This window comes from Dermabacter sp. (genome assembly GCF_032550575.1).
Taxonomy (GTDB): domain Bacteria; phylum Actinomycetota; class Actinomycetes; order Actinomycetales; family Dermabacteraceae; genus Dermabacter; species Dermabacter hominis.
This window is the reverse complement of the sequence record NZ_JAWFZC010000001.1, coordinates 559,576-581,614: the sequence shown is the minus strand read 5'-3', so window position 1 is coordinate 581,614 and position 22,039 is coordinate 559,576. Positions and strand designations below refer to the sequence as shown.

Sequence of the window (22,039 nt, the reverse complement as noted above, 5' to 3'; positions counted from 1 at the left end):
GAGGGCGCCCACTATGCACAGTGGGCGTCCTTTTTTGTTGCTTTGTGGATTGGGCAAGCCGGTTCTGGCCCGCGTTGATATGGTGGAGCCAGTGGTGTGTATGACTACAACACCTTTAGATTTGTCCATTGGGTGAAAAGGCATGCATATGAGCAACTCCGCGGATCTCGCTATTGCAGATAGATGGGACGCCGAGGACTTGGGCTGCGGCGAGCTTGTCATGAAGCTTCGCTCGCGAATGCTCGCCCTGAATCCGGGAGAAATCTTCGAGCTGATCGCCACCGACGAAGGCGCGATCATCGACATCCCCGCCTGGTGCAGCCTCACCGGGCACACTCTTGCCGTGGCACAGCCGCCGCGGTTTTTGATCCGACGAAAGGATTCCTGACATGTCCAAGATCTGTGTGAGCATCACCCACGCCAAAGACGATGTTGACAAGGCGACGGTGGGTTTCGTTATCGCCAATGCCTCGATCGCCTCCGATCAGGAAACCGTCGTGTTCCTCTCCTCCGAGGGGGCGCGGCTCGCTGAAGAAGGCTACGCCGACGACCTTCACGAGGAGGGCTTCGCGCCGCTCAAGGAACTGATCACCAACTACGCCGAAGCTGGCGGCACGATCTGGGTCTGCTCGCCGTGCTACAAGAAGCGTGGACTGGACGAAGGCAAGCTCATCAACGGCGCGACGATCGTCGGCGGCGCGAAGCTCGTCGAGTACATGTCCCAGGGCGCTAGCTGCGTGAGCTACTGACGGCTGCCACTCGAGTACCGCCATGACGAACGCTCAAGAGTTCACCCCGGCCACCTTCAAGGACGGCTTGAAAGGCCACACCAGTTTTGACGGTGGAGATCTGGATTGCGGCAACGGACTGCTGTTGCTGATCCGCAAACATCTGGATCCACTGGATCCGGGAAAGTTCCTGGAGATCGCCTCCGTGGATTCCACGGTGGAGGTCGACTTGCCTAGCTGGTGCAGTATGACCGGGAATGACCTGGTCGATACAACTACCACGACCGTGCAGTTTCAGGGCCGCGAACTCACCCAATGGCGGTTCTTGGTGTGCAAGGGTGCCTACGAGGGCGCAGCGAGCACGCCTCAGCAGGAGAACGCCCCCGAGGCACTCGCACCCGCGGCAGGCAAAGGAAAGAAATCCCGTAAGCGCCCGCAAATGGCGATTACGCAGGAAGTGGTCACGCCACATATTCCTGCCGAGCTTCCCGAGCCTGCTGCGGCGCCCGCTCTCGAGCCCCTGGCCGTGCACACTATGGGCAGCTGGCCGCGGCCGTCGTGGCTGATTCGCGCACTGCATGAGCATCTGGAAGGTCGGCTCTCCCAAGAAGAGTTTGACGCTACCGCTGATGACGCCGTGCAGCTTGTCGTGGCAGCGCAAGAACGCGCCGACGTCGACGTCGTCACCGACGGTGAAATGCGCCGCGATAACTATTCCAGCTTCGTTGGGGGTCTGCTGCAGAACTGTCAGCTCATCCCCATCACGGACCTGTTGCCGTACGTTGATGATCCGGTGCAGTTCGAGCGTGAGCTGCGCGCCCTCGATGTGCCGGCAGGGGAGGTTCGCCACCCGGCGGTGTTCGGGCCGCTCGGCCGCGACAGATCCCTTGCTGTGCATGAAGCGCAATACCTGAAGACCATCACCGATCGCGCGGTGAAGGTGGATCTTCCCGGCCCTTATCTCCTCACTCGCACCATGTGGATGGAGTGCGTATCTGATCGCGCCTACCCCGACCGGGAAACCCTCGCCACCGACGTGGTCCGGATTCTGCGGGAGGAAATCGCCGAGCTTCTCGCCGCAGGCGTTGCGTTGGTGGAAATCGACGAGCCCGTGCTCAGCGAAGTGGTCTACGGCAACGAAGGCGGCGGCGGTCGTACATTCATGTGCGGGGCGCTCGGTGAGCGTAAAGCAGTGCAGCCGGAGCTGGAATTTGCGCGGGACCTGATTACGCAGGTAGCGGAGGGCTTTCCCGCCGATCGCCTGGGTATTCACGTGTGCCGTGGCAACTGGACCCCCGATGAGTCCAAGGCGCTTTCCGGAGACTACGCGCCTTTGCTCCCGCTACTGTCATCCGTGCCGATCGGCAACGTCATTGTGGAAACATGCACGCCGCGCGCGGGGGACTGGGAGCATCTGACGGGCCTGCGCGAAGACCAGCGCATCGGTATCGGCATCTTCAACCAGAAGGCGCCGCAGGATGAAACCTTCGAAGCTGTGCTCGAGCGCGGGCGTGCCGCAGTGAACATGTTCGGCAAGGATCGAGTGCTCCTGAATACCGACTGCGGCTTCGCGACGTTTGCCGATAATCCAATTGTGGCCGGGAAGCAGGCTGAAGCGGCAATGACGATGCTCGCCAAGGTGCGCGACGCCCTGCGGTAGAGCGTCTCGGCGCCTTCGTGCCCTGCCTCGTTAGCGCTCGGGCCGTGCAGCGGGGGCGTTCGACAGCCACGTCGCGCGCATTGCCTCGGCGAGCGGACGCAGATCGTGGCGCATAATGCGCTGCGTGTTTGCGCTCGGAGAGATGCCGAGCCGCGCCGCGGTATCGCCGTTTGATTCGCCCTCGAGGATTCCGCGTAAGCTTCCGCAGGCGCTACCCTTGAGCGCGCTCACGTGTGCGTCGATCAAGTGGCACAGCGCTTCGGGTGGGGGCGTGTCGTGGCCTTGCGGGGCTTGTGTTCCGACGGTTGCCTGGCGACCGTCGGACTCTTTATTTTCCGAGATTGCTGCACTGAGCCCGGTTCGTATACCTGAGAACCCGGAGGTTTGGGCGAGTTCTTCTGTACGCTCGAGGGCCTCGCGCGCGGCCCACCAGGCGGAGCCGTCCTGGATGCCGGCGCCTTCGTCGATGATGCGGATCTCGCCGGCTCCGATTCCGAATCGGATGTCGATGTCATGCTCGCGAAGGTGGAGCCTGAGGATGTGGGTGGCGCGAAGGGCGTCGCCGTGGGTGGCGAACACGCCTTGAATTTCGTCGCCGACGGTAGGGTGGAGGCGTTCGTGTGATGGTGTCTGAATCGCGTTGAGCGCACCGGTGAGGTGTTCGTGGAGCGCGGTGCGGTTGTGACCGCGAGAGTTGACGATGTCGCCGATGACAGCGACGGCGTAAGCCTGATCCTTCACTGGTGCCATATGTAGAGAATAGCTTAATTAGTCCTAAATGTAGGAAATGCCTAAACGGGTGGTGTTGTGACGGTTGTGTGGAGCGCACTTGCGCTAACTGTATGCGGCTGTGGTGCTGTGGCGGGCAATGGGGTTATCCGCGCGCTTTTGCGGCGCATTGATGAAGGTGGGGCTCGCGTCGCCGCCGCGCAGGGGACCCTCATGGGGGCGCAAAAGGAATTGCCGGGAGGGCGATGGATCGGCATTCTTGAGCGAATTGCCGTCTACGTCTCGATTGTTGCAGGCTTCCCGCCGGGTATCGCTGTCGCGCTTGCCGTGAAGGGGCTCGGTCGGTATCCGGAGCTGCGCGCAGAGAAGGAGGGGCGTGAGGCGGCTCGCGTGGGGGAGTTGTTCATTATCGGGACCTTTGCCTCGGTGCTGTGGGCTGCGGCGTGGGCGGGGGTTGCCGTGGGGGTGTGTGCGCTCATTGCGGGTGTCGCGTGATGGCGAGAGTGGGAACGATTCGCAATAAATAGGCATATTGCAATATGCTCATGGATGTGGTGTGATTGTCGTATGGAAGACAGCATGCAGATTGAGCACGCCGCACGAGTATTCAAGGCGCTTGGCAACACCTCGCGTCTCGAGATCGTGCTGCACCTCGCTGAACGCGAGTGCACAGTCAAGGAGCTCGTAGATCTCACGGGCCTCTCGCAACCGCTCGTCTCCCAGCACCTCGGGAAACTCCGCGAGGTGCACGTGGTGAAGGGGGAGCGTGAAGGAAGAGCGACGAGGTACTCGATCGCCGATGCCCATGTCACCCACGTCATCCACGACGCACTGGCGCACGCACAAGAAGGAGAACGCCATGACTGACCACAAAGCCGAACACACCCCCACGGAGCACGCGCACGGCGAAGGCTGCGGCCACGAAGCAGTCCAGCACGGTGACCACGTGGACTACAAGCACGACGGCCACCTGCATGCAGAGCACGGCGACCACTACGACGAGCACCAGCCGCAGGCTGAGCACACCGTCGCCGATCACCAGCACGGCGAGGACTGCGGACACGAGGCTGTCGAGCACGACGACCACGTTGACTACGTCCACGACGGCCACCGTCACGCGGAGCACGGCGACCACTACGACGAGCACTGAGCAAACGTCGGGACAGTACGCTCGGGGGCCTAGGCCTCAACCGGTGTTCTGATACGAGAAAGGCCCGGCACGGATGCCGGGCCTTTCGCTATTGGGAGTGGTCGGAGGTCAAACCCCCGTGGCCCCTGTGCAATTCAGGGCAATGGGGGAGGGAGCTCGGGTCAAACCCCCACAACCCCTATGCAATTCAGGGCGATGGGAAACTCAGTTTTCGGCGTCGCGAGCCGCGACAAATGCCTGGACGGCGCGGTCGATGTCCTCGCTCGTATGGGCGGCCGAGAGTTGCACGCGGATACGTGCCTTCTCCTTCGGCACGACCGGGTAGCTGAACGCCGTGACATACACGCCGTGCTCAAGCATACGATCGGCAATGCGGCCCGCGAGGGCGGCGTCGCCGAACATCACGGGGACGATGGCGTGTTCGCCCTCGAGCAGCTCAAACCCGGCTTCGGTCATAGCGCTGCGGAAATGCTCCGCATTCTCGAACAGCTTCGTGCGAAGCTCACCCGAATTCTTCACGAGGTCGAGAGCGGTAATGGTCGCCTCGACGATCGCCGGCGCGAGCGAGTTCGAGAAGAGGTAGGGGCGGGCGCGCTGACGCAGAACATCGATGATCTCCTGATGCGCCGACACGTACCCGCCGCTTGCGCCGCCGAGGGCCTTACCGAACGTGCCCGTGTAGATATCGACGCGATCCGAAACGCCGAAGTGCTCGGGAGTGCCCGCACCCGTCTCGCCCATGAAGCCCACGGCGTGAGAGTCGTCCACGAGCACGAGCGCGCCGAACTCATCGGCGAGGTCGCAGATCTTGTCGAGCGGAGCGAGGTATCCGTCCATGGAGAAGACGCCGTCGGTCACGATGACGGTGCGGCGGGCGCCCTTCGCAGCCTCGAGCTGGGCGCGAAGATCGTCCATATCGGCGTTCTTGTAGCGGTACCGCGCGGCCTTCGACAGGCGGATGCCATCGATGAGGCTCGCGTGGTTGAGCTCATCGGAAATGATGGCGTCTTCTTTCGTAAAGAGCGACTCGAAAACGCCGCCATTCGCATCAAAACACGAGGAAAACAGGATCGTGTCATCGGTTCCGAGGAACTCGCTCAGCTTCTGTTCGAGGACCAAGTGGCGATCCTGAGTGCCGCAGATGAAGCGCACGCTCGCCATGCCGAACCCGCGCTCGTCCAGGGCGCGCTTGGCAGCCGCGATGAGCTCGGGGTGATCGGCGAGCCCGAGGTAGTTGTTCGCGCAGAAGTTCAGGACGTCGCGGCCTTCTTCATCGCGCGCAGAAGCCGCCGAGACCGCATTCGACTGCGGGGTGAGAATCGGGCGCTCATTCTTGTACGTTCCTGCCTCGCGAATGGCGTTGAGTTCCGCGGTCAGCTCGTCTTTCATGCTCGTGTACATCGATACTCCTTAAATGTTTTCCCAGTCGAGAACGATCTTGCCAGCTTCGCCTGAGCGCGCGAGCGCGTAGGCATCCGCCCACTTTTCAGCGGGCAGCACGTCGGTCACGGTCGAGAGCACGCGCTCGCGAAGAATCTTCGACGTGCGCACCATAGCGTTCATGGCGTTCCACGTTTCGAACATTTCGCGTCCGTAGATGCCCTGGAGGGTGAGCATGCGCGTCACGACGGTCGTCCAGTTGATCTCGAACTGCTTCGAGGGCAGGCCAAGCATGGAGATTTTGCCGCCGTGGTTCATGTTGTCGATCATGTCTTGGAGTGCGCTTGCCTGCCCGGAGATCTCGAGGCCGACATCGAAGCCCTCGCGCATGCCGAGGGACGCCTGTGTGTCGCGGATACTCGTTTTAGAGACATCAATCTGGGCATCCGTGCCCATGTCCTTTGCCATCGCGAGGCGGTGCTCCTTGACGTCGGTGATCGCGATGTAGCGTGCACCGGCGTGCCGAGCAACGGCGGCGCACATGAGCCCGATCGGGCCAGCGCCGGTGATGAGAACATCCTCGCCAACGAGTGGGAACTTAAGCGTCGTGTGCACGGCGTTGCCGAGCGGATCGAAAATCGCGCCGAGCTCGGGCGTGATGACCTTTTCGCCACCATCGTTGTGATGAACCCACACGTTTTGCTGTGGGATGACGACGTACTCGGCAAACGCGCCATCGCGCTGCACACCGATCGAACGCGTGCGGATGCACATGTGGCGGCGTCCCGCGCGGCAGTTGCGGCAAATGTCGCACACGACGTGGCCCTCGCCCGAGATGCGATCGCCAACGCGCACGTCCACGACGTCGTCACCGATCTCGGTGACCTCCCCGTAGAACTCGTGGCCCGGCGTGAACGGGACCGAATCGCACATGTCCTGTGCGGAAGCATCCCACTCGAGGATGTGCAGGTCGGTGCCGCAGATACCGGCGCGCATGACACGCACTTTGACATCGTTGGGGCCGACCTGCGGCTCCGGGATGTCAACGATCTCGAGTCCCTTTTGTGGGGCGGACTTGCGAAGGGCTTTCATAAGAACCTCTCTGTTCGGTAGGGATGCGCCTCAATGGTAGGGGTGTCGTGCTGAACGAGACTCGGATGCGGACGCACCTGCCGCATGTGAGGGATGCTTGTGTCCACTCCCACGGACGAATGCGGCGATCCGGCGACTACGATGGAGGCGATATGACCTCCAGCAACGAGAATACTGGCGCGCGCCCCGGTACGGCGAAGCCGCGTCTTGCGATCACTTACCCCGCTGACCTTCCCGTCTCTCAGCGGCGTGAGGAAATCCAGCGAGCGATTCGCGACAACCAAATCGTGATCGTCGCTGGCGAGACAGGCTCGGGCAAAACCACGCAGCTTCCGAAAATGCTCCTCGAACTCGGCTACGGTGGCCGCGGGCGCATGATCGGTCACACGCAGCCCCGAAGGATCGCCGCCCGAAGCGTCGCGAGTCGCATCGCGGAGGAATTGGGCGAGAGGCTTGGCGAGGGAAGCGTCGGATACCAGGTGAGGTTTACGAAAAACACCGCCACATCCACGCGTCTCAAGGTCATGACCGACGGCATCCTCCTCTCGGAGATTCACGGCGACAGGCTGCTGAAGAAATACGACGCCATCATCATCGACGAGGCTCACGAGCGCAGTCTCACGATCGACATGCTGCTCGGCTACCTCAAGCGCATCGCCCGCCGTAGGCCCGAGCTGAAAATCATCATTACCTCGGCGACAATCGATCCCGAGCGCTTCGCCGAATTCTTCGGAAAGAAGGATCGCGCGGGTGACCTGCACCCCGCCCCCATCATCGAGGTGTCGGGCCGCACCTACCCCGTTGAGGTGCGCTACCGGCCGCTCGTCCTCGAGCCCGAGATCGGTGAGGTGGACGAACTCGCAGACATCCGCAGCGAGGAGCGCGACCTCACCGAGGCGATCGTCGATGCGTGCGATGAACTGATCGCCGAGGGGCCCGGCGACATCCTTGTGTTTCTCCCGGGTGAGCGTGAGATCCGCGAGGTGGGAGAGGAGCTCCAAACGCACGTGAAGAAACGAGTGGGGGCGGCGAGTCGAATAGACGTTCTGCCTCTCTTTGGCCGCCTCTCAGAGCAGGACCAGCAGAAGATCTTCAGCCCGCCGAAAGACGGCCGCCGTCGGATCGTTCTCGCGACGAACGTCGCGGAAACCTCCCTCACCGTTCCGGGCATTAAATACGTCGTCGACTCGGGCCTCGCGCGCATTTCACGTTACTCGCAGCGCACGAAAGTGCAGCGCCTCCCGATCGAGCCGATCAGTCAGGCGAGCGCGAAGCAGCGTTCGGGGCGATCCGGGCGCACGAGCCCCGGCATAGCGATTCGCCTCTATTCCGAGCAAGATTTCGACACGCGGCCCGAGTTCACCGAACCAGAAATTCTTCGTACAGCCCTTGCGAGCGTCGTCCTGCAGATGACCGCTCTTGGGCTCGGCGACATCGAGAGCTTCGAGTTCGTCGAAGCCCCCGATAAGCGCGCGGTGCGTGATGGCGTGCGCCTCCTCGAGGAACTCGGTGCGATCCGCAGCGAGAAAAATGCCCCCGGTGGACGAGCGCTCACGGCGATCGGCGAGCAGATCTCGCGATTTCCGCTCGACCCGCGTATGGCGCGTATGCTCCTCGAAGCCGATAAGCGCGGTGCACTCCGCGAAGTCCTCGTGATCGTCGCCGCACTCTCGATTCAGGATCCGCGCGAGCGTCCCCTCGAGAAGAAAACGCAGGCGGATCAGCTGCACGCGCGTTTCACTCACGATACGAGTGACTTCCTCACCTACCTCAACCTCTGGCGGCACTTGAGCGAGCGCCGCAAGGCGCTCTCCAACTCGGCATTCAAGCGCGAAGTCAAGAGCGAGTACCTGCACTACGTGCGTATCCGTGAATGGTGGGACCTCCACGCGCAGCTCAAAGACATGTGCCGCGACGTGGGGCTGCGGCCGTCGGATAACCCGGCGAGCGACGCGACCATCCACCAAAGCCTGCTGGCCGGGCTTCTGAGCCACGTGGGGCTCTACGACGAGCGCACGCGCGACTACCAGGGCGCGCGCAATTCTCGGTTCGTGATCTGGCCCGGAAGCACGATCGCGAGAAAACGCCACGATTACGTCATGGCCGCGGAACTCGTGGAAACATCACGCCTGTTCGCCCGCACGGCCGCGAAGATCGATCCCGCGTGGATTGAGGACGTCGGCCCTCACGTCATGAAGCGCAGCTACTCCGAGCCGCATTGGAGCTCGAAGAAGGCAAGCGCGATGGCGTACGAAAAAGCGACCCTGTTTGGCGTCCCGATTTTCGCGCGCCGCCCCGTCGCCTACGGCCGCATCGATCCCGAACTTTCGCGCGAGATTTTCATTCAGCATGCCCTCATCGAGGGGCAGTGGAACACCCGCCACCACTTCTTTCGCGACAATGTGCGACTCATAGAGGAACTCGAAGAGCTTGAAAACAAGGCGCGGCGCAGGGACCTCATCGCGGGCGACGCCGCCCTGTTCGAGTTTTATGACGCGCGTATCCCCGCGAAGGTGACGAGCGGGCGGCACTTCGATGCGTGGTGGAAGAAGCAGCGTCACGAGACTCCCGAGCTCTTGCATCTCACTCGTGAAATCTTGCTCGAGGGCGACGCGGAGGACCACGCCGCAGGTTTCCCCGACACATGGGTGCAGGGGGACATCACGCTCGCGCTTCGCTATGCATTCGAGCCTTCGGCTCGAGGTGCCTGCGACGGTGACCAGCCGAAATCGACGGCCCACTTCAAGGATGGTGTCACGGCCCTCGTTCCCCTCGCCGTGCTCGGCAGACTCGAGCCGAAGGGCTTTGATTGGCTCGTGCCTGGCATGCGCGAAGAGAAAATTGCCGAGCTCATTCGGACCCTCCCGAAGCCAATTCGCCGCCACCTCATCCCCGCGCCGGACAAGGCACGCGCCGTCGCCCAGATCCTGCGCGACGACGACCCGAATACGGGCGAGCGCTTCGTCGAAGCTGTTGCCGACGAACTCGTGGCACTTCCCGGTGTCCCCGACGACCTGCCGCTCTACGGCGATGAATTTGATGCGAGCAAACTTCCCGCGCACCTTCGCATGCATTTCTCGGTGCGCGATGATCGCGGGCGCGAGATCGGCTCGGGCGATGACCTTCTCGCACTCAAGAAGGCACACCGCGCACGTGTCGAATCAAGCGCGGCCCGGCAAGCCGAGTCCTTTGGCGACCGCGATCTCGACGGATTTCCTGACTTCGAGATTCCCCGCACGAAACGCAACCGGCAAGGTGGGCTCAATGTTGTCGTGTATCCCGCGCTCAAACTCCGCGAGGATAGCGGCGGTGTGAGTGTCGACCTCACCGCGATGCCGACTGCCCTCGATCAGCGCCGCGAGCACGTCCGTGCCGTGACGCACCTCGTGACCGAAGCCCTCGGGTCGAAGTCGGCGCAGGTGCTCGGCTCGCTCCCGAATCCCACGAAGCTCGCGATTTCTCAATCCAGTTACGGGAGCGCAAAGGCGCTTTTGAGCGATGCGGCGCTCGCCGCGAGCGCCGAGTTGATTTCCCGAACGGAAAACGGTGGTCTTGTGTGGACGAAGGCTGAATTCGACGCGCTCGTCGAGGCCGTGCGTGCCGAGCACGCAGGCCTTTCACGCACGCTCGTGCTCGCCGCCGTCGACGCTCTCGCTCTTCACGCGAAGCTTCAGCGGGCTATTTCCAAAGTGTCGAGCCTCTCGGTGCTGCAGCAGCTCACCCAGATCCGCGAGCACGCCGACTCACTCACCTCCGGGAGGTTCATTTCGCGCACGCCTGCGCACATCGTTCCCGAGATTCCTCGCTACCTGAAGGCAGACATCCACAGGATCGAGAAAATGCAGGACAACCCTGCGCGCGATGCCCAACTTGCGTGGCAGATCGAGGATCTTGTCGGCATGTTCGAGAAAGCGAAATCGAAACTCTCGACCGAGGCGCTCGAAAGCGATGAGGCGCGCGAGATTCCCTGGATGCTCGAAGAGCTGCGAGTCTCGTTCTTTGCGCAGCAACTTGGAACGCGGTACACGGTTTCGGAAAAGAGAGTGCGCCGCGCGATTGCGGATCTTCGCTAAGTCCCGGCGGAAAGGTCGCGGCCGTGGAAGGATGAAATCATGGCTACGCACACACCTGACAGCACCGAACCCACGCGTCTTGAGACCGGAACCGAAGCCGTCGAACGTCGCATTTTTGAGGCCCACGAAGGCGGAAAGCTCACAGTCGAGCCCACCGCTCCGATCGACAACGCTGACGACCTCGCGATCGTCTACACGCCGGGCGTGGCCCGCGTCGTCGAGGAAATCGCGGAAAAGCCCGAGAAAGCCTGCGAGTACACGATCAAGAAGAACACCGTCGCGGTCGTGACCGACGGCTCCGCCATCCTAGGGCTCGGCGATCGAGGCCCCCTCGCCGCGCTACCCGTGATGGAAGGAAAGGCGGCGCTCTTTTCACGTTTCGCGGACGTGGATGCCTTCCCGATCTGCCTCGATGCGCACGAGGTTGAGGACATCGTCGCGCACGTCAAGGCGATCGCACCCGCTTTCGCGGGAATCAACCTCGAAGACATCTCCGCGCCGCGCTGTTTCGAGATCGAAGACCGACTGCGTGCCGAGCTCGACATTCCTGTGTTCCACGACGACCAGCACGGTACCGCCGTGTGCGTTCTTGCGGCGCTCACGAACGCGCTCACGATCGTGGAAAAGCCGATTGAAGAGGTCCGCATCGCGATGTCGGGTGCGGGCGCTGCGGGCACGGCAATCCTGCGGCTTCTCCTTGCGGCGGGCGCGCGCGATGTGATCGTCACAAACTCGAAGGGCATCGTTCGAGAGGGTCGCGAGGCCGGAGATCGTCTCGAGTGGATCGCTCGCCACACGAACCCTCGCAAAGTGGAGGGTGGGCTGCGCGAGGCCGTTGAGGGAGCCGATGTGTTTATCGGTGTGAGCGTCCCGAACATTCTCGATGAGTCGATGCTGAGGAGCATGAACGAGCGCGCGATCGTCTTCGCGCTCTCGAACCCCGTGCCCGAGGTCGACCCTGAGATCGCCTGGAAGCACGCCGCCGTCGTAGCGACGGGACGCAGTGATTTTGCGAATCAGATCAACAATGTCCTTGCGTTCCCCGGTGTGTTCCGCGGGCTTATCGACGCCCACGCGTGCGAGGTCACCGACGAGGCACTTCTCGCGGCGGCCCAGGCGATCGCCTCCGTTGTCAGCAACGACGAGCTTTCAGCGCGCCACATTGTGCCGAGCGTGTTTGACGAGCGCGTCACGCCCGCGGTTGCGCGCGCCGTGGCCCGCGCGGGGGAGCCCCGCTAGGATCGAGGCATGAGTACGACACGCATTCGCTTCACGGCCTCGATCTCGGACCCGAACTCCCCGGACCACGGTGCCCCGCAGGCACCCGCTGCCCCCGGCGCTGCGCCGAGCTCGACAGCGGTGCTCGAACGTGAGGAACAGACGGAGGACGCCGATCCAGGCGATCACGATCGCTTCGCTCACTACGTGCAGAAGGAAAAGATCGCGAAGGCCGCGCTAAACAACTCGCCGGTGATCGCGCTGTGCGGCAAAGTGTGGGTTCCTGGCCGCGACCCGAAGAAGTACCCCGTGTGCCCGCAGTGCAAAGAGATCTACGACGGCATTGGTGACGGAAGCAACTCGGGCGACGGCGAGGATAAAGGCCGAGGTAAAGGCGGCTTTGGCGGCTTTCGGGGGCTTTTCGGCTCGGGTCGCTGAGATGCTCTAGCCGCTGCCGGGTTTATCGTGGATGGCGCTTATGAATGCCCACGATTCTTCCGCTTCGCCCGACCTGTTCTCGAGCTATCTGGAGTCGACGCGCACCAGCGAGCAACACGCGCCGGCTGTGCACACCCAGTCGACCCCCCGCAAGCCCTCGTCGTTTGCGGCGCAGCAGATGCCGCCCGCATTCCCCGAGCGCGCAGCGTGGGGCACGGCGCCGAAGCTCCGTGCGTGGCAGGCCGAAGCCCTGAACCTTTACCAAGAGCGCCAGCCGCGCGACTTCATGACCGTGGCGACCCCGGGCGCCGGCAAAACAACCTTTGCTTTGCAGATCGCCGCGGGCCTGCTCAAGGAAGGGGTGGTGCGCCGCGTCACCGTGGTTGCCCCGACCGAGCACCTGAAGACCCAGTGGGCGGATTCCGCGCTACGCGTGGGCATTCAGATCGACCCGAACTTCTCTAATTCCCAGGGTCGGCACGGCGATCACTATCAAGGCGTTGCCCTCACTTACGCGCAAGTGGGGGCGAACCCGAGGTTGCACCGAGCGAGAACCGAGGCGGCTCCGACCCTCGTCATCCTTGATGAGATCCACCATGCGGGCGACGCGCTCACGTGGGGCGATGGTGTCCGCGAGGCCTTTGACCCCGCGAAACGTCGCCTCGCACTCACGGGTACCCCGTTCCGCTCGGACGATGCCCACATCCCCTTTGTGCGCTACGAACCTGACGCCGAGGGGTTCATGCGCTCAAAGGCCGACTACACGTACGGCTACCGTCAGGCTTTGCAGGACCACGTGGTGCGGCCCGTGTTGTTCATGACGTATTCGGGGCGAATGCACTGGCGGACGAAGAGCGGGGACGAGGTTTCGGCGCAGCTTGGCGGCCTCGAAACGAAAGACATCATGCAGCAGGCGTGGCGCACGGCGCTCGATCCGAAGGGCGAGTGGATCCCCACTGTTCTTGCGGCCGCCGATCAACGCCTCACCGAGGTTCGTCGCGGCGTGAGCGACGCGGGCGGTCTCGTGATTGCGACGGATCAGTCCACTGCGCGCGCGTACGCGAAAATTCTCGAGCGCATCACGGGTGAGAAACCCACTCTCGTCCTCTCGGATGACGCGACCGCGGGCCGCAAGATCGAAGAGTTCAGCACCTCGCAGGATCGCTGGATGGTCGCGGTGCGTATGGTGTCCGAGGGAGTCGACGTTCCGCGCCTTTCCGTGGGCGTGTATGCAACGTCGACTTCGACCCCGATGTTCTTTGCGCAGGCGGTGGGCCGCTTCGTGCGCTCTCGCACGCGTGGTGAAACGGCGAGCGTGTTTCTTCCCTCGGTTCCCGTTCTTCTCGGCCTCGCGAACGAGATGGAGGTCGAGCGCGACCACGTCCTCGATATGCGCGAAAAAGACCAGCTTGACCCGGAGACAGGCCTCGATGAGGAGGCGCTGCGCGAGGCCAATCGCGAGGAGAAGGCGAGTAGTGAGCTTGAGGGCAGCTACGAGGCCCTCGAATCAGATGCCCACTTTGACCGCGTCCTCTTCGACGGTGGCGAGTACGGGACCCTCGCGATGGCGGGGAGCGAGGAAGAGCAGGCGTTTTTGGGAATCCCAGGCCTGCTTGAGCCAGAGCAAGTGACGACGCTCTTGCGCGAGCGTCAAAAGAGCCAGCAACGGCGTTCGTCAGCGCGCTCGAGCGCGCCCGCGGCAGCAACGCACCGCGACGTGACGGCGCTTCGCAAGGAGCTCAGCTCGCTCGTATCGGGCTGGGCGCGCCGCACCGGAACCCCGCACGGTCAGGTGCACAACGAACTGCGCCGCCGCTCGGGTGGCCCTGCGGTTCCGCAGGCGAGCGCGGAGCAGATTCAAAAGAGGATCGACATTCTTCGCGGCTGGTTCGTGGGCAAGAAGTAGCCCGACGCTTGCCGGGAACTATCGCTTCCCGGCGTTTCGCAGGTAGGCAAGCTCCTCGAGGGAGTGGACGACCGGCAGCGCGACATCGCCGTCCTGCCCCGTGCGGATATGCGGATCGGCGAGTGCAAGTTCGTCGAGAGCACGCTCGTGCACACTGCGTGCGGCTTTGATACGCTCCCATTGGCTGCGTGAGTCGAGAACGTTGCCGCGCTCGACGAGGCGTGTGAGAAGAGGCCGGGAGCCCGGGGCTTGCGATGGCTGATCGCCCTGGTTATCGGCGAGGACGAGCTCGGCGCATGCCTCACCTTCGGCGCCGCACACACGATAGGCGCGTTTGCTTCCCCCGACGGTGGCCTTTTGCGCGGACTTCTTCGCGACGGCCTCCATCTCGCCGGATAAGTTCTCGCGTTCGACGAGTTTGAAAACGAAGCCCTGCGCGGGGTGATCGCCGCCGGTCACGAGGCGAGTGCCGATCCCGTAGCTGTCGACGGGGCTGTCGCGAAGTGCAAATACGCGGTATTCGTCGAGGTCGCTTGTCGCGGTGATTGAGGTGCGCGTCGCGCCGAGCGCATCGAGCTGGGCACGCACCTCGCGGGCCGTTTCGCCGAGGGCGCCGGAGTCGATGCGCACCGCGCCGAGGTCGGGGCCCGCGATGGCTACCGCGGACTCGATCGCCGCGGAGATATCGAATGTGTCCACGAGCAGGCTCGTGTGCGCACCTAGCGAGTTTACTTGAGCCTGGAAGGCTTCCGCTTCGGTATCGAACACGAGAGTGAAGGCATGGGCGGAGGTGCCCACGACGGGAATCCCGTAGGTTCGACCGGCCTCGAGGTTCGAGGTTGACGAAAATCCCACGATGGCCGCGGCCCGCGAGGCGGCGACGGCGGCATCCTCATGCACGCGCCGCGAACCCATCTCGATGCACGGGCGCCCCGCCGCAGCCTGGATCATGCGCGAGCCCACGGACGCAATCGCCGAGTCGTGATTGAGGATGGAGAGCACGAGAGTTTCGAGAAGCACGCACTGCTCGAAGGTGCCTTCGACGCGCACGACGGGGGAGCTCGGGAAAAAGAGCTCGCCTTCCGCATACGCATCGATGCTGCCCTCAAACCGGTAGTCCGCGAGATAGGCGAGCACGTCCTCGGTGAACTGCCCCGTCGACCGCAGAAAATCGAGATCCTCAGCCTCGAAGCGAAACGATTCGAGCGCATCGAGAATACGGCCAATCCCTGCGAACACGCCGTAGCGTCGCCCCTCGGGAAGCGAGCGGGTGAACACCTCGAACACGCATTGGCGATCCGCGACACCGGCATCACGCGCGGCTTGGATCATGGTGAGTTCGTACAAATCGGTCTTTAGTGAGGTCGTTGGCACAGAGCAAGCCTAAACGAGGAAGCCGGGTAGTCTTAGTGTTCATACCCGTAGTGGAGCCCGAAGTTGAGAGGCGAGGGAGGAAACGCCGTGCGCGAAGACCGCCAGAGCGAGTCCCTGGCAAGCGTCGGAACTGAAACCGACCGAAAGTGGAACACCGTTGTGCTAAACGACGCCGTGAACGAGCAAACGTACGTGACCTACGTGTTTCGCACTCACTTCGGGTACGCCCGCTCCAAGGCCCACGCGCTCATGATGCAGGTCCATACGCAGGGGCGTGCGATCGTGTCGTGCGACGGGCGAGAGACCGCTGAATCTCACGTGGGTGCGATGCACGAATTCGGCCTCCTCGCGATCCTCGAGGAGGCGTAGTGGCGCATTCGTTCATCGCGCGGGCCGACGGTCGACTGATGTGCAGGCTCGAAGCGGAAGAGCGCGCCGTACTCGCGCAAGTAGCGGGCGAAATTACCGACCTCATTCGCGCCGATCTTGAAATCGGCGAGAGTGATGAGACCGGGCAACGCCCGAGCGAGGTGATGTCAGAGGACCCGCTCGCGAGGCTCGAGGCTGAAACTTCGCGCGCGCGGACGGAGGCCCCGCGCGACAGCGCAACTCAACGGCTTTTTCCGCCCGCGAGCGAGAACGATGAAGAGGCGGGCGAGTACCGGCGCCTCACGCAAGGCAACCTCGCCGATGCCCATATCGCGAACTTGAGCGTGCTTCGCGCGAGCCTGGAAGTTGCCGGCGACATCGGGGGCGAAGGGCCGCACGATGAGATCGTGATCGAGCGCTCCGATGCGGTCTCATGGCTCAAGGCGCTCAATGTTATTCGCCTCGTTCTCGCGGACCGCATGGGGATCGAGAACGACGGTGACTTCGAAGCGCTCCAGCTTTTGTGTTCGAACGACCTCGAACAGGTTGAGGCCGAGCCGGGAGTTGCCGGTTTGGAGTTCCTCGCGACACTGTATGAGTTCGCCTCGTGGCTCCAGGCGACGTTGATCGGGGCCCTGAACGCTCGCTCCTAGATGCCTGTGAGATCCCTTGCACGGGTGGGCCGAAGCACTCTCGGTCAGCGCGCAGATCGATAGATTGAAAGCGTGAACGATTCACCCATCGGGATTTTTGATAGCGGGATCGGCGGGCTCACTGTCGCACGCGCGATCATCGATCAGTTGCCGAATGAAGAGCTTTTCTACATCGGCGACACGGCCCACACGCCCTATGGCGACAAACCGCTCGCGAAGGTGCGGGAATACGCTCTCGGGGTCATGGACGAACTCGTCGAGCACGACGTCAAGATGCTCGTGATCGCATGCAATACGGCAACCGCGGCGGTTCTCGCCGACGCGCGCGAGCGCTACAGCGTTCCCGTTCTCGAAGTCATCAAACCGGCCGTGCGCCGCGCCGTGTCCGTGACCCACAACAAGCGGATCGGCGTGATCGGTACGCGCGCGACCGTGAAGTCGGGGGCCTACCAGGATGCCTTTTCAGCGGCGCTTGACGTCCATGTGGAGGCCGCAGCCTGCCCCCGCTTCGTCGAGTTCCTCGAGAGCGGGACCGATTCGGGCGAGGAGGTCCTCGCTGCCGCGGAGGAGTACCTCGCGCCCCTCAAAGCAGCGGGCGTGGACACGCTCGTGCTTGGCTGCACGCACTATCCGCTGCTCGCCGGCGTCATCAGCTACGTGATGGGGCCGGACGTCACGCTCGTGTCGTCCTCGGAAGAAACCGCAATCGACGTGTACCGCACACTTCAGGGTGAAAACCTCATGCGCACGGCGGCCACCGCGCCGAGCCACATCTTCGCTGAGACGGCGCCGCGCGTGGGCCGCACGAGCAACTTCGCGCGCCTCTCGCAGCGCTTCCTCGGCCCCGCGATTACCCACACGACCTCCATCCCCGCCCGTGAGGAGAATGCATGAGCATCGAATTGACAGTGGTGGGCTGCTCCGGCAGCTATGAGGGTCCGGGCGAGCCGGCCTCGTGCTACCTCGTGACCGTGCCCGGTAAACGCGGTAAGCCGTTTCGCATCCTCATCGATTGCGGCAATGGTGCCCTCTCTAACCTTCACAAGGTCATCGACCCGTCTCACATCGACATCATTCTCATCTCGCACCTGCATGCGGATCACTTCCTCGACCTCGCGGGACTCGAGGTCTACCTCGCCTATCACCCGCTCGTCAACTGTCCGACGGTCCGCGTTTTCGCGCCCGAAGGCATCGACGAACGTTTGAGCGCCGCGACCGGCAATCCCGACCCCATCCCGCCCGGCGCAATCCGCGCCCCCTACGAGTTCATTGCGCTATCGGAGGGGGACAGTATCGAAGCGGGGCGTGCGATCATCACGGCAGTGCCCGTGGAGCACCCCGTTCCCGCATTCGGCTTCCGTATCGCCGTGGGCGACACCGTACTCGCTTACACGGGCGATACCGACGTGTGTGAGGGCGCCTCGGCTCTCGCAAGTGGCGTTGACCTTCTCTTGTGCGAGGCCGGGTACGTTGAGGGGCGCGACGACCACTTCCAGGGCATCCACTTGACGGGCAAGCGTGCGGGAATTCTGGCGCGCGAAGCCGGGGTGAAGAAGCTTGTGCTGACCCACATCCCGCCGTGGACCGATCGCAAAGTCCCGCTCGAAGAGGCGAGGGCCGAGTTCGACGGTCCTCTCGAACTCGCCGAGTCACTTCGCACCTACACGCTTTAATTCCCAGCTCGCGACCAACGAGGAGAAAGCCATGACCGAGCAGATCACCCGAGTCGACGGACGCACCGTCGATCAGCTCCGCGACGTGAGGATCACGCGCGGTTGGCTTGACCACGCCGAAGGCAGCTGCCTGATCGAATTTGGACGCACGCGCGTGCTATGCGCGGCGAGCTTCACGGAGGGTGTGCCGCGCTGGAAGAAGGGCAGCGGCACGGGCTGGGTTACGGCGGAATACGCCATGCTTCCGCGCGCGACCGGGAGCCGCTCGGATCGCGAGAGCGTCAAGGGCAAGATCGGTGGGCGCACCCACGAAATCTCGCGACTCATCGGCCGCTCGCTTCGAAGCGTCGTCGATATGAAGGCGCTTGGCGAGAACACGATCCAGCTCGATTGCGATGTTCTGCAAGCCGACGGTGGAACGCGCACCGCAGCAATCACGGGCGCGTATGTCGCCCTCGTCGACGCGATCACGTGGGGCAAACGCCATGCCTCGATCCCGGTGCTCGCCGATGTCCTGCGCGACTCCGTGTCGGCGGTGAGCGTCGGCATCATCGACGGCATCCCGATGCTTGACCTCGAGTACCGCGAGGACGTCAAGGCTGAAACCGACATGAACGTCGTCATGACCGGTTCGGGCGAGTTCGTTGAGGTACAGGGAACAGCCGAGGGAGCACCCTTCAGCTACGACGAGCTGAACCAACTCCTTGGCCTTGCTTCCCAGGGCTGTGAACAGTTGATCCAGATGCAGCTCGCGGCCTTTGAGGAACGCCAGTGAGTACCGACGCGAAGATCGTTCTCGCGAGCCACAACGCCAAGAAGCTCAAGGAACTGCGCGAGGTACTCGCGGGGGCGATCGACGGCTTCGACCCGGCTCTTGTCGTCTCCAGTGCCGAATTGGGTCTCACCGACCCGGTTGAGGATGGCGTGAGCTTCGAGGAGAACGCTCTGATCAAGGCACGTTCGGCGGCGCGAGAGAGCGGCCTCATCGCGATCGCCGATGACTCGGGTCTTGCCGTTGATATTCTCGGCGGAAGCCCGGGGATCTTCAGTGCCCGCTGGTCGGGCCGCCACGGCGATGACGCCGCCAACAACGCCCTCCTTCTCGCTCAGCTCGCCGATATCGCGCCGGCCCACCGCGGGGCGCAGTTTGTGTGTGCGGCCGCGGCGGTCATTCCCCATTCCGACGGTGGCAGCGCTCGAGAGGTGGTCGAGCTCGGCACGATGAGAGGGGCCCTCCTTCGTGAGCCGCGCGGTGAGGGAGGTTTTGGCTACGATCCGCTTTTCGTCCCTGAGGGGTACGAGAAGACGTCGGCTGAACTCACTGCCGAGGAGAAAAACGCGATCAGCCACCGCGGCAAGGCGTTTCGCGCGTTGGCCGGGCGACTCGCGAACCTGATCTGATTCCCGCGGGGCGCTTGCGTGCCTGAGACGCTAGGCGTGTGCTGCTAGTTGATGCCCCCGGCTGCAAGGGCGCGGCGCACGAGAATCGCATGCGACTGCTCAAGCTCGTTCATGACGGCTGACTCAAGGATCGTCGCCGCATCGAACCACCCGAGATCCAGTGCATCTTCTTGCGGGGCGCAGTCGCCCTCGACGGGAACGATGTACGCGAGTGAAACCGCGTGCTGGCGCGGGTCCACGAACGGCGACTGGCCCGGGGTGGGGAAGTATTCCGCAACGGTAAAAGGCACCATCGACGTGGGGACCTTCGGAAGCGCCACGGTACCGAGATCCTTCTCGACGTGGCGAATGATGGCCTCGCGAAGGCTCTCGTGCACGAGGACGCGGCCAGAGACGAGGGAGCGAATGATGCGCCCGGAACCGTCGGCGCGAAGAAGCAGACCGATGTCCTTGATCGCCCCGTAGGGGTCGAGTCGAACGGGGACGACATCGATGTAGAGGATCGGGAGCTTACGACGGAGCTCACGGATCTCGTCGTCGTCAAACCAGTTGGATTCGGTTCCCACTGCGGTGCGCGTCATCGTGACTCCTCGGCGGTGTGGCTCGGTGCTTTTTCGGTTGTCGGGCGGTACTCCTCGAGTGCGGAGCGTTCGGCGAGCGGGAGGGTGGCCGGGTCAATGCCGCTTGGCGCGTCCCAGGCGGGATCGAAGCGGGGGAGCGCACCCTCCTCGTGTGCCCATTCGAATGGTTCGCGTAGCGAATAGCCCGCGATCATAGGGACTCGCCAGAGCGTGGGGGAGACCTCGAGGAGCGTGAGCGAGGTGTTAGGGAGCGAGGTGAAGTCGCGCTGTGCGACGGCACTGGCCAGGTATCGAATGAGAGTCCCGTGCGCGACCACGAGAATCCGTCCATCGGGGTGCTGCGCCGATACGTCGCGCACCGCTGCGCATACGCGCTCGAGGACGGCATCGACGCTTTCCCGGTCGGGAAAATCACGCTCTGGATAGGCCGCGTAGGCCTCGGCGCTGGGTTTGCCTTCCGCCCAGCCAAAATCGACTTCGCGGAACCCCTCGTGGACGCCGATCAACGGAAGGCTGTGGTCGGTCGCGATCACTTCGGCGGTGAGGCGGGCACGAATGAGAGGTGAGCTCATGACGCCGTCCCAGGCGAACTCCGGGGTGGAATCGAGAGCGCGATGGGCCTGCTCAACCCCGGTCGCGTTGAGGGGAACATCGCTTGCCCCCTGGAAGATGTGCGCGAGGTTCCAGTCCGTCTGGCCGTGACGGACGAGGCCAATCAGGGTCATCGCTTCCTCCTCAACGCTGGCGCGTTGTCGAGATGAGAGGGAGTACGCACGGGGGGACTTGAACCCCCACGCCCGAGGGCACTGGAACCTAAATCCAGCGCGTCTACCAATTCCGCCACGTGCGCATACCCGCCTAGCCTACCCGGCCAAGGGGTCGCGGTGAAAGTCCAGCCGACGACCGGTAGACTCGAGCGGTACGACCACGCGACCATACATCCCGGGAGGAACTCGTGGGAAAGAAGAAGGAAAGCCTCGAGGAGATGAAGGGCGAGGCCCTGCGCCGCCAGGACAATCTCGCCGCTGACATCGACGAGCTGCTCGACCGCATCAACCCCGTCAACGCCATCCAGCGCTGGAAGAACGAAGCTTCGGATACCGCGAAGTCTTTTTTCGTCGCCGATAGCGGCGCCGTGAAGCCCGCACCGGTCGCGGGCCTCATCGGTGGTGCTCTCGGCCTCCTCGCGATCACCGCTGGCGCGATTGTCCTCGTGACGCGCACGCCGAAGGACGGCGACTACTTCGACCGGGACTACCGTCAGAAGTGAGTGACACACCCGCGCTTCCGCTCCGGATGCTTCACGACCGCCTCCTGGTCGAGCCGGATCCCGAGGGCGAGCGCCGCAGCAAGTCCGGGATTCTGATCCCGGCAACCGTAAGCGTGTCGACTCGCCTGTCATGGGCGAACGTCGTCGCCGCCGGTAGCAACGTGCGCCAGGTGCGCGTAGGCGATCGCGTGCTCTTTGATCCGGGTGACCGTGCCGAGGTCGAACTCGACGCGAAGGTATACGTGCTCCTTCGCGAACGCGACGTACACGCCGTGTACGAAGATGCGCACGAAGGCGACGTTACCGGCCTCTATCTCTGAACCTCTTGCTCCTCCGATTGGAAG

At 63.4% G+C, this 22,039-nt stretch carries 24 protein-coding genes and 1 tRNA gene; 18 read left to right on the top strand and 7 right to left on the bottom strand.

The window, feature by feature from the left end:
* Window positions 1-148: 148 nt before the first annotated feature.
* From E6X30_RS02665 to E6X30_RS02655, 3 genes are read left to right on the top strand one after another with little or no spacing between them, the layout of a single operon-like run.
* Window positions 149-388 carry a sulfurtransferase TusA family protein gene (locus E6X30_RS02665; RefSeq protein WP_016664970.1) on the top strand — a complete coding sequence of 80 codons (240 nt, stop codon included), beginning with the start codon at window positions 149-151 and terminating at the stop codon, window positions 386-388.
* Window position 389: 1 nt separating this feature from the next.
* A complete protein-coding gene (locus tag E6X30_RS02660; protein WP_016664969.1) occupies window positions 390-749 on the top strand; it encodes a DsrE family protein in 360 nt (119 codons plus the stop codon).
* Window positions 750-771: 22 nt separating this feature from the next.
* Window positions 772-2,388, top strand: a complete 1,617-nt coding sequence (locus E6X30_RS02655; RefSeq protein WP_316335691.1) for a 5-methyltetrahydropteroyltriglutamate--homocysteine methyltransferase — start codon at window positions 772-774, stop codon at window positions 2,386-2,388.
* Between the two features lie 30 nt (window positions 2,389-2,418).
* Here E6X30_RS02655 and E6X30_RS02650 read toward each other — a convergent pair whose 3' ends face one another.
* Window positions 2,419-3,138 carry a SatD family protein gene (locus tag E6X30_RS02650; RefSeq protein ID WP_316335690.1) on the bottom strand — a complete coding sequence of 240 codons (720 nt, stop codon included), beginning with the start codon at window positions 3,136-3,138 and terminating at the stop codon, window positions 2,419-2,421.
* Between the two features lie 108 nt (window positions 3,139-3,246).
* Here E6X30_RS02650 and E6X30_RS02645 point away from each other — a divergent pair, with 108 nt between their 5' ends.
* The 3 genes from E6X30_RS02645 (at window position 3,247) to E6X30_RS02635 (ending at window position 4,267) form a co-directional block, all read left to right on the top strand.
* Window positions 3,247-3,612: a hypothetical protein gene (locus E6X30_RS02645; RefSeq protein WP_316335689.1), complete on the top strand. Its 366-nt coding sequence runs from the start codon at window positions 3,247-3,249 to the stop codon at window positions 3,610-3,612.
* 84 nt (window positions 3,613-3,696) lie between these two features.
* On the top strand, window positions 3,697-3,984 hold the full coding sequence (locus E6X30_RS02640) for a helix-turn-helix transcriptional regulator (RefSeq protein WP_081976513.1): 288 nt from the start codon (window positions 3,697-3,699) through the stop codon (window positions 3,982-3,984).
* Window positions 3,977-4,267: a hypothetical protein gene (locus tag E6X30_RS02635; protein WP_034373877.1), complete on the top strand. Its 291-nt coding sequence runs from the start codon at window positions 3,977-3,979 to the stop codon at window positions 4,265-4,267. Before E6X30_RS02640 ends, E6X30_RS02635 begins: the two co-directional genes overlap by 8 nt.
* Before the next feature lie 204 nt (window positions 4,268-4,471).
* Here E6X30_RS02635 and E6X30_RS02630 read toward each other — a convergent pair whose 3' ends face one another.
* Both E6X30_RS02630 and tdh read right to left on the bottom strand, forming a co-directional pair.
* A complete protein-coding gene (locus E6X30_RS02630; protein WP_316335688.1) occupies window positions 4,472-5,668 on the bottom strand; it encodes a glycine C-acetyltransferase in 1,197 nt (398 codons plus the stop codon).
* A gap of 9 nt (window positions 5,669-5,677) precedes the next feature.
* On the bottom strand, window positions 5,678-6,739 hold the full coding sequence (gene tdh, locus E6X30_RS02625) for an L-threonine 3-dehydrogenase (RefSeq protein ID WP_316335687.1): 1,062 nt from the start codon (window positions 6,737-6,739) through the stop codon (window positions 5,678-5,680).
* A 152-nt stretch (window positions 6,740-6,891) separates the two neighbouring features.
* Between tdh and hrpA the strand changes: the two genes are divergently transcribed.
* Genes hrpA through E6X30_RS02605 form a run of 4 tightly spaced genes read left to right on the top strand, consistent with a single transcriptional unit; the run spans window position 6,892 to window position 14,374 of the window.
* Window positions 6,892-10,812, top strand: a complete 3,921-nt coding sequence (gene hrpA / locus E6X30_RS02620; protein WP_016664960.1) for an ATP-dependent RNA helicase HrpA — start codon at window positions 6,892-6,894, stop codon at window positions 10,810-10,812.
* A gap of 39 nt (window positions 10,813-10,851) precedes the next feature.
* Window positions 10,852-12,051 (top strand): NADP-dependent malic enzyme, encoded by a 1,200-nt coding sequence (locus E6X30_RS02615; RefSeq protein WP_016664959.1) that lies wholly within the window; start codon window positions 10,852-10,854, stop codon window positions 12,049-12,051.
* 9 nt (window positions 12,052-12,060) lie between these two features.
* Window positions 12,061-12,468 carry a DUF3039 domain-containing protein gene (locus tag E6X30_RS02610; RefSeq protein WP_016664958.1) on the top strand — a complete coding sequence of 136 codons (408 nt, stop codon included), beginning with the start codon at window positions 12,061-12,063 and terminating at the stop codon, window positions 12,466-12,468.
* Between the two features lie 40 nt (window positions 12,469-12,508).
* Window positions 12,509-14,374: a DEAD/DEAH box helicase gene (locus E6X30_RS02605; RefSeq protein WP_016664957.1), complete on the top strand. Its 1,866-nt coding sequence runs from the start codon at window positions 12,509-12,511 to the stop codon at window positions 14,372-14,374.
* Window positions 14,375-14,392: 18 nt separating this feature from the next.
* Here the strand turns inward: E6X30_RS02605 and E6X30_RS02600 are convergent, their stop codons facing one another.
* A complete protein-coding gene (locus E6X30_RS02600) occupies window positions 14,393-15,748 on the bottom strand; it encodes a nicotinate phosphoribosyltransferase (RefSeq protein WP_016664956.1) in 1,356 nt (451 codons plus the stop codon).
* 87 nt (window positions 15,749-15,835) lie between these two features.
* Between E6X30_RS02600 and clpS the strand changes: the two genes are divergently transcribed.
* The 6 genes from clpS (at window position 15,836) to rdgB (ending at window position 19,844) form a co-directional block, all read left to right on the top strand.
* Window positions 15,836-16,117, top strand: coding sequence for an ATP-dependent Clp protease adapter ClpS (clpS, locus tag E6X30_RS02595; RefSeq protein ID WP_016664955.1), 282 nt, complete (start codon window positions 15,836-15,838; stop codon window positions 16,115-16,117).
* Complete coding sequence (locus E6X30_RS02590; protein ID WP_016664954.1) at window positions 16,117-16,770, top strand: DUF2017 family protein; 654 nt, start codon at window positions 16,117-16,119, stop codon at window positions 16,768-16,770. The genes clpS and E6X30_RS02590 overlap by 1 nt, the downstream gene beginning before the upstream one ends.
* A 72-nt stretch (window positions 16,771-16,842) precedes the next feature.
* Window positions 16,843-17,664 (top strand): glutamate racemase, encoded by an 822-nt coding sequence (gene murI / locus E6X30_RS02585; RefSeq protein ID WP_016664953.1) that lies wholly within the window; start codon window positions 16,843-16,845, stop codon window positions 17,662-17,664.
* Complete coding sequence (locus E6X30_RS02580) at window positions 17,661-18,443, top strand: MBL fold metallo-hydrolase (protein WP_016664952.1); 783 nt, start codon at window positions 17,661-17,663, stop codon at window positions 18,441-18,443. The genes murI and E6X30_RS02580 overlap by 4 nt, the downstream gene beginning before the upstream one ends.
* 31 nt (window positions 18,444-18,474) lie before the next feature.
* On the top strand, window positions 18,475-19,218 hold the full coding sequence (gene rph / locus E6X30_RS02575) for a ribonuclease PH (protein ID WP_016664951.1): 744 nt from the start codon (window positions 18,475-18,477) through the stop codon (window positions 19,216-19,218).
* Window positions 19,215-19,844 (top strand): RdgB/HAM1 family non-canonical purine NTP pyrophosphatase, encoded by a 630-nt coding sequence (gene rdgB, locus E6X30_RS02570; protein ID WP_016664950.1) that lies wholly within the window; start codon window positions 19,215-19,217, stop codon window positions 19,842-19,844. Before rph ends, rdgB begins: the two co-directional genes overlap by 4 nt.
* Before the next feature lie 44 nt (window positions 19,845-19,888).
* On the opposite strand, the gene E6X30_RS02565 is transcribed toward rdgB, so the two are convergent.
* The 3 genes from E6X30_RS02565 to E6X30_RS02555 all read right to left on the bottom strand — a co-directional run bounded on the left by E6X30_RS02565 (window position 19,889) and on the right by E6X30_RS02555 (window position 21,275).
* Complete coding sequence (locus E6X30_RS02565; RefSeq protein ID WP_016664949.1) at window positions 19,889-20,425, bottom strand: DUF4916 domain-containing protein; 537 nt, start codon at window positions 20,423-20,425, stop codon at window positions 19,889-19,891.
* Entirely contained in the window at window positions 20,422-21,150 is a 729-nt protein-coding gene (locus E6X30_RS02560; RefSeq protein WP_016664948.1) for a histidine phosphatase family protein, read from the bottom strand. The genes E6X30_RS02565 and E6X30_RS02560 overlap by 4 nt, the downstream gene beginning before the upstream one ends.
* Window positions 21,151-21,193: 43 nt before the next feature.
* Window positions 21,194-21,275: transfer RNA gene (locus tag E6X30_RS02555), tRNA-Leu, on the bottom strand.
* Window positions 21,276-21,380: 105 nt separating this feature from the next.
* Here E6X30_RS02555 and E6X30_RS02550 point away from each other — a divergent pair.
* Both E6X30_RS02550 and E6X30_RS02545 read left to right on the top strand, forming a co-directional pair.
* On the top strand, window positions 21,381-21,695 hold the full coding sequence (locus E6X30_RS02550; RefSeq protein WP_016664947.1) for a hypothetical protein: 315 nt from the start codon (window positions 21,381-21,383) through the stop codon (window positions 21,693-21,695).
* A 26-nt stretch (window positions 21,696-21,721) separates the two neighbouring features.
* Window positions 21,722-22,015, top strand: a complete 294-nt coding sequence (locus tag E6X30_RS02545; protein WP_051120720.1) for a co-chaperone GroES — start codon at window positions 21,722-21,724, stop codon at window positions 22,013-22,015.
* Window positions 22,016-22,039 lie beyond the last annotated feature (24 nt).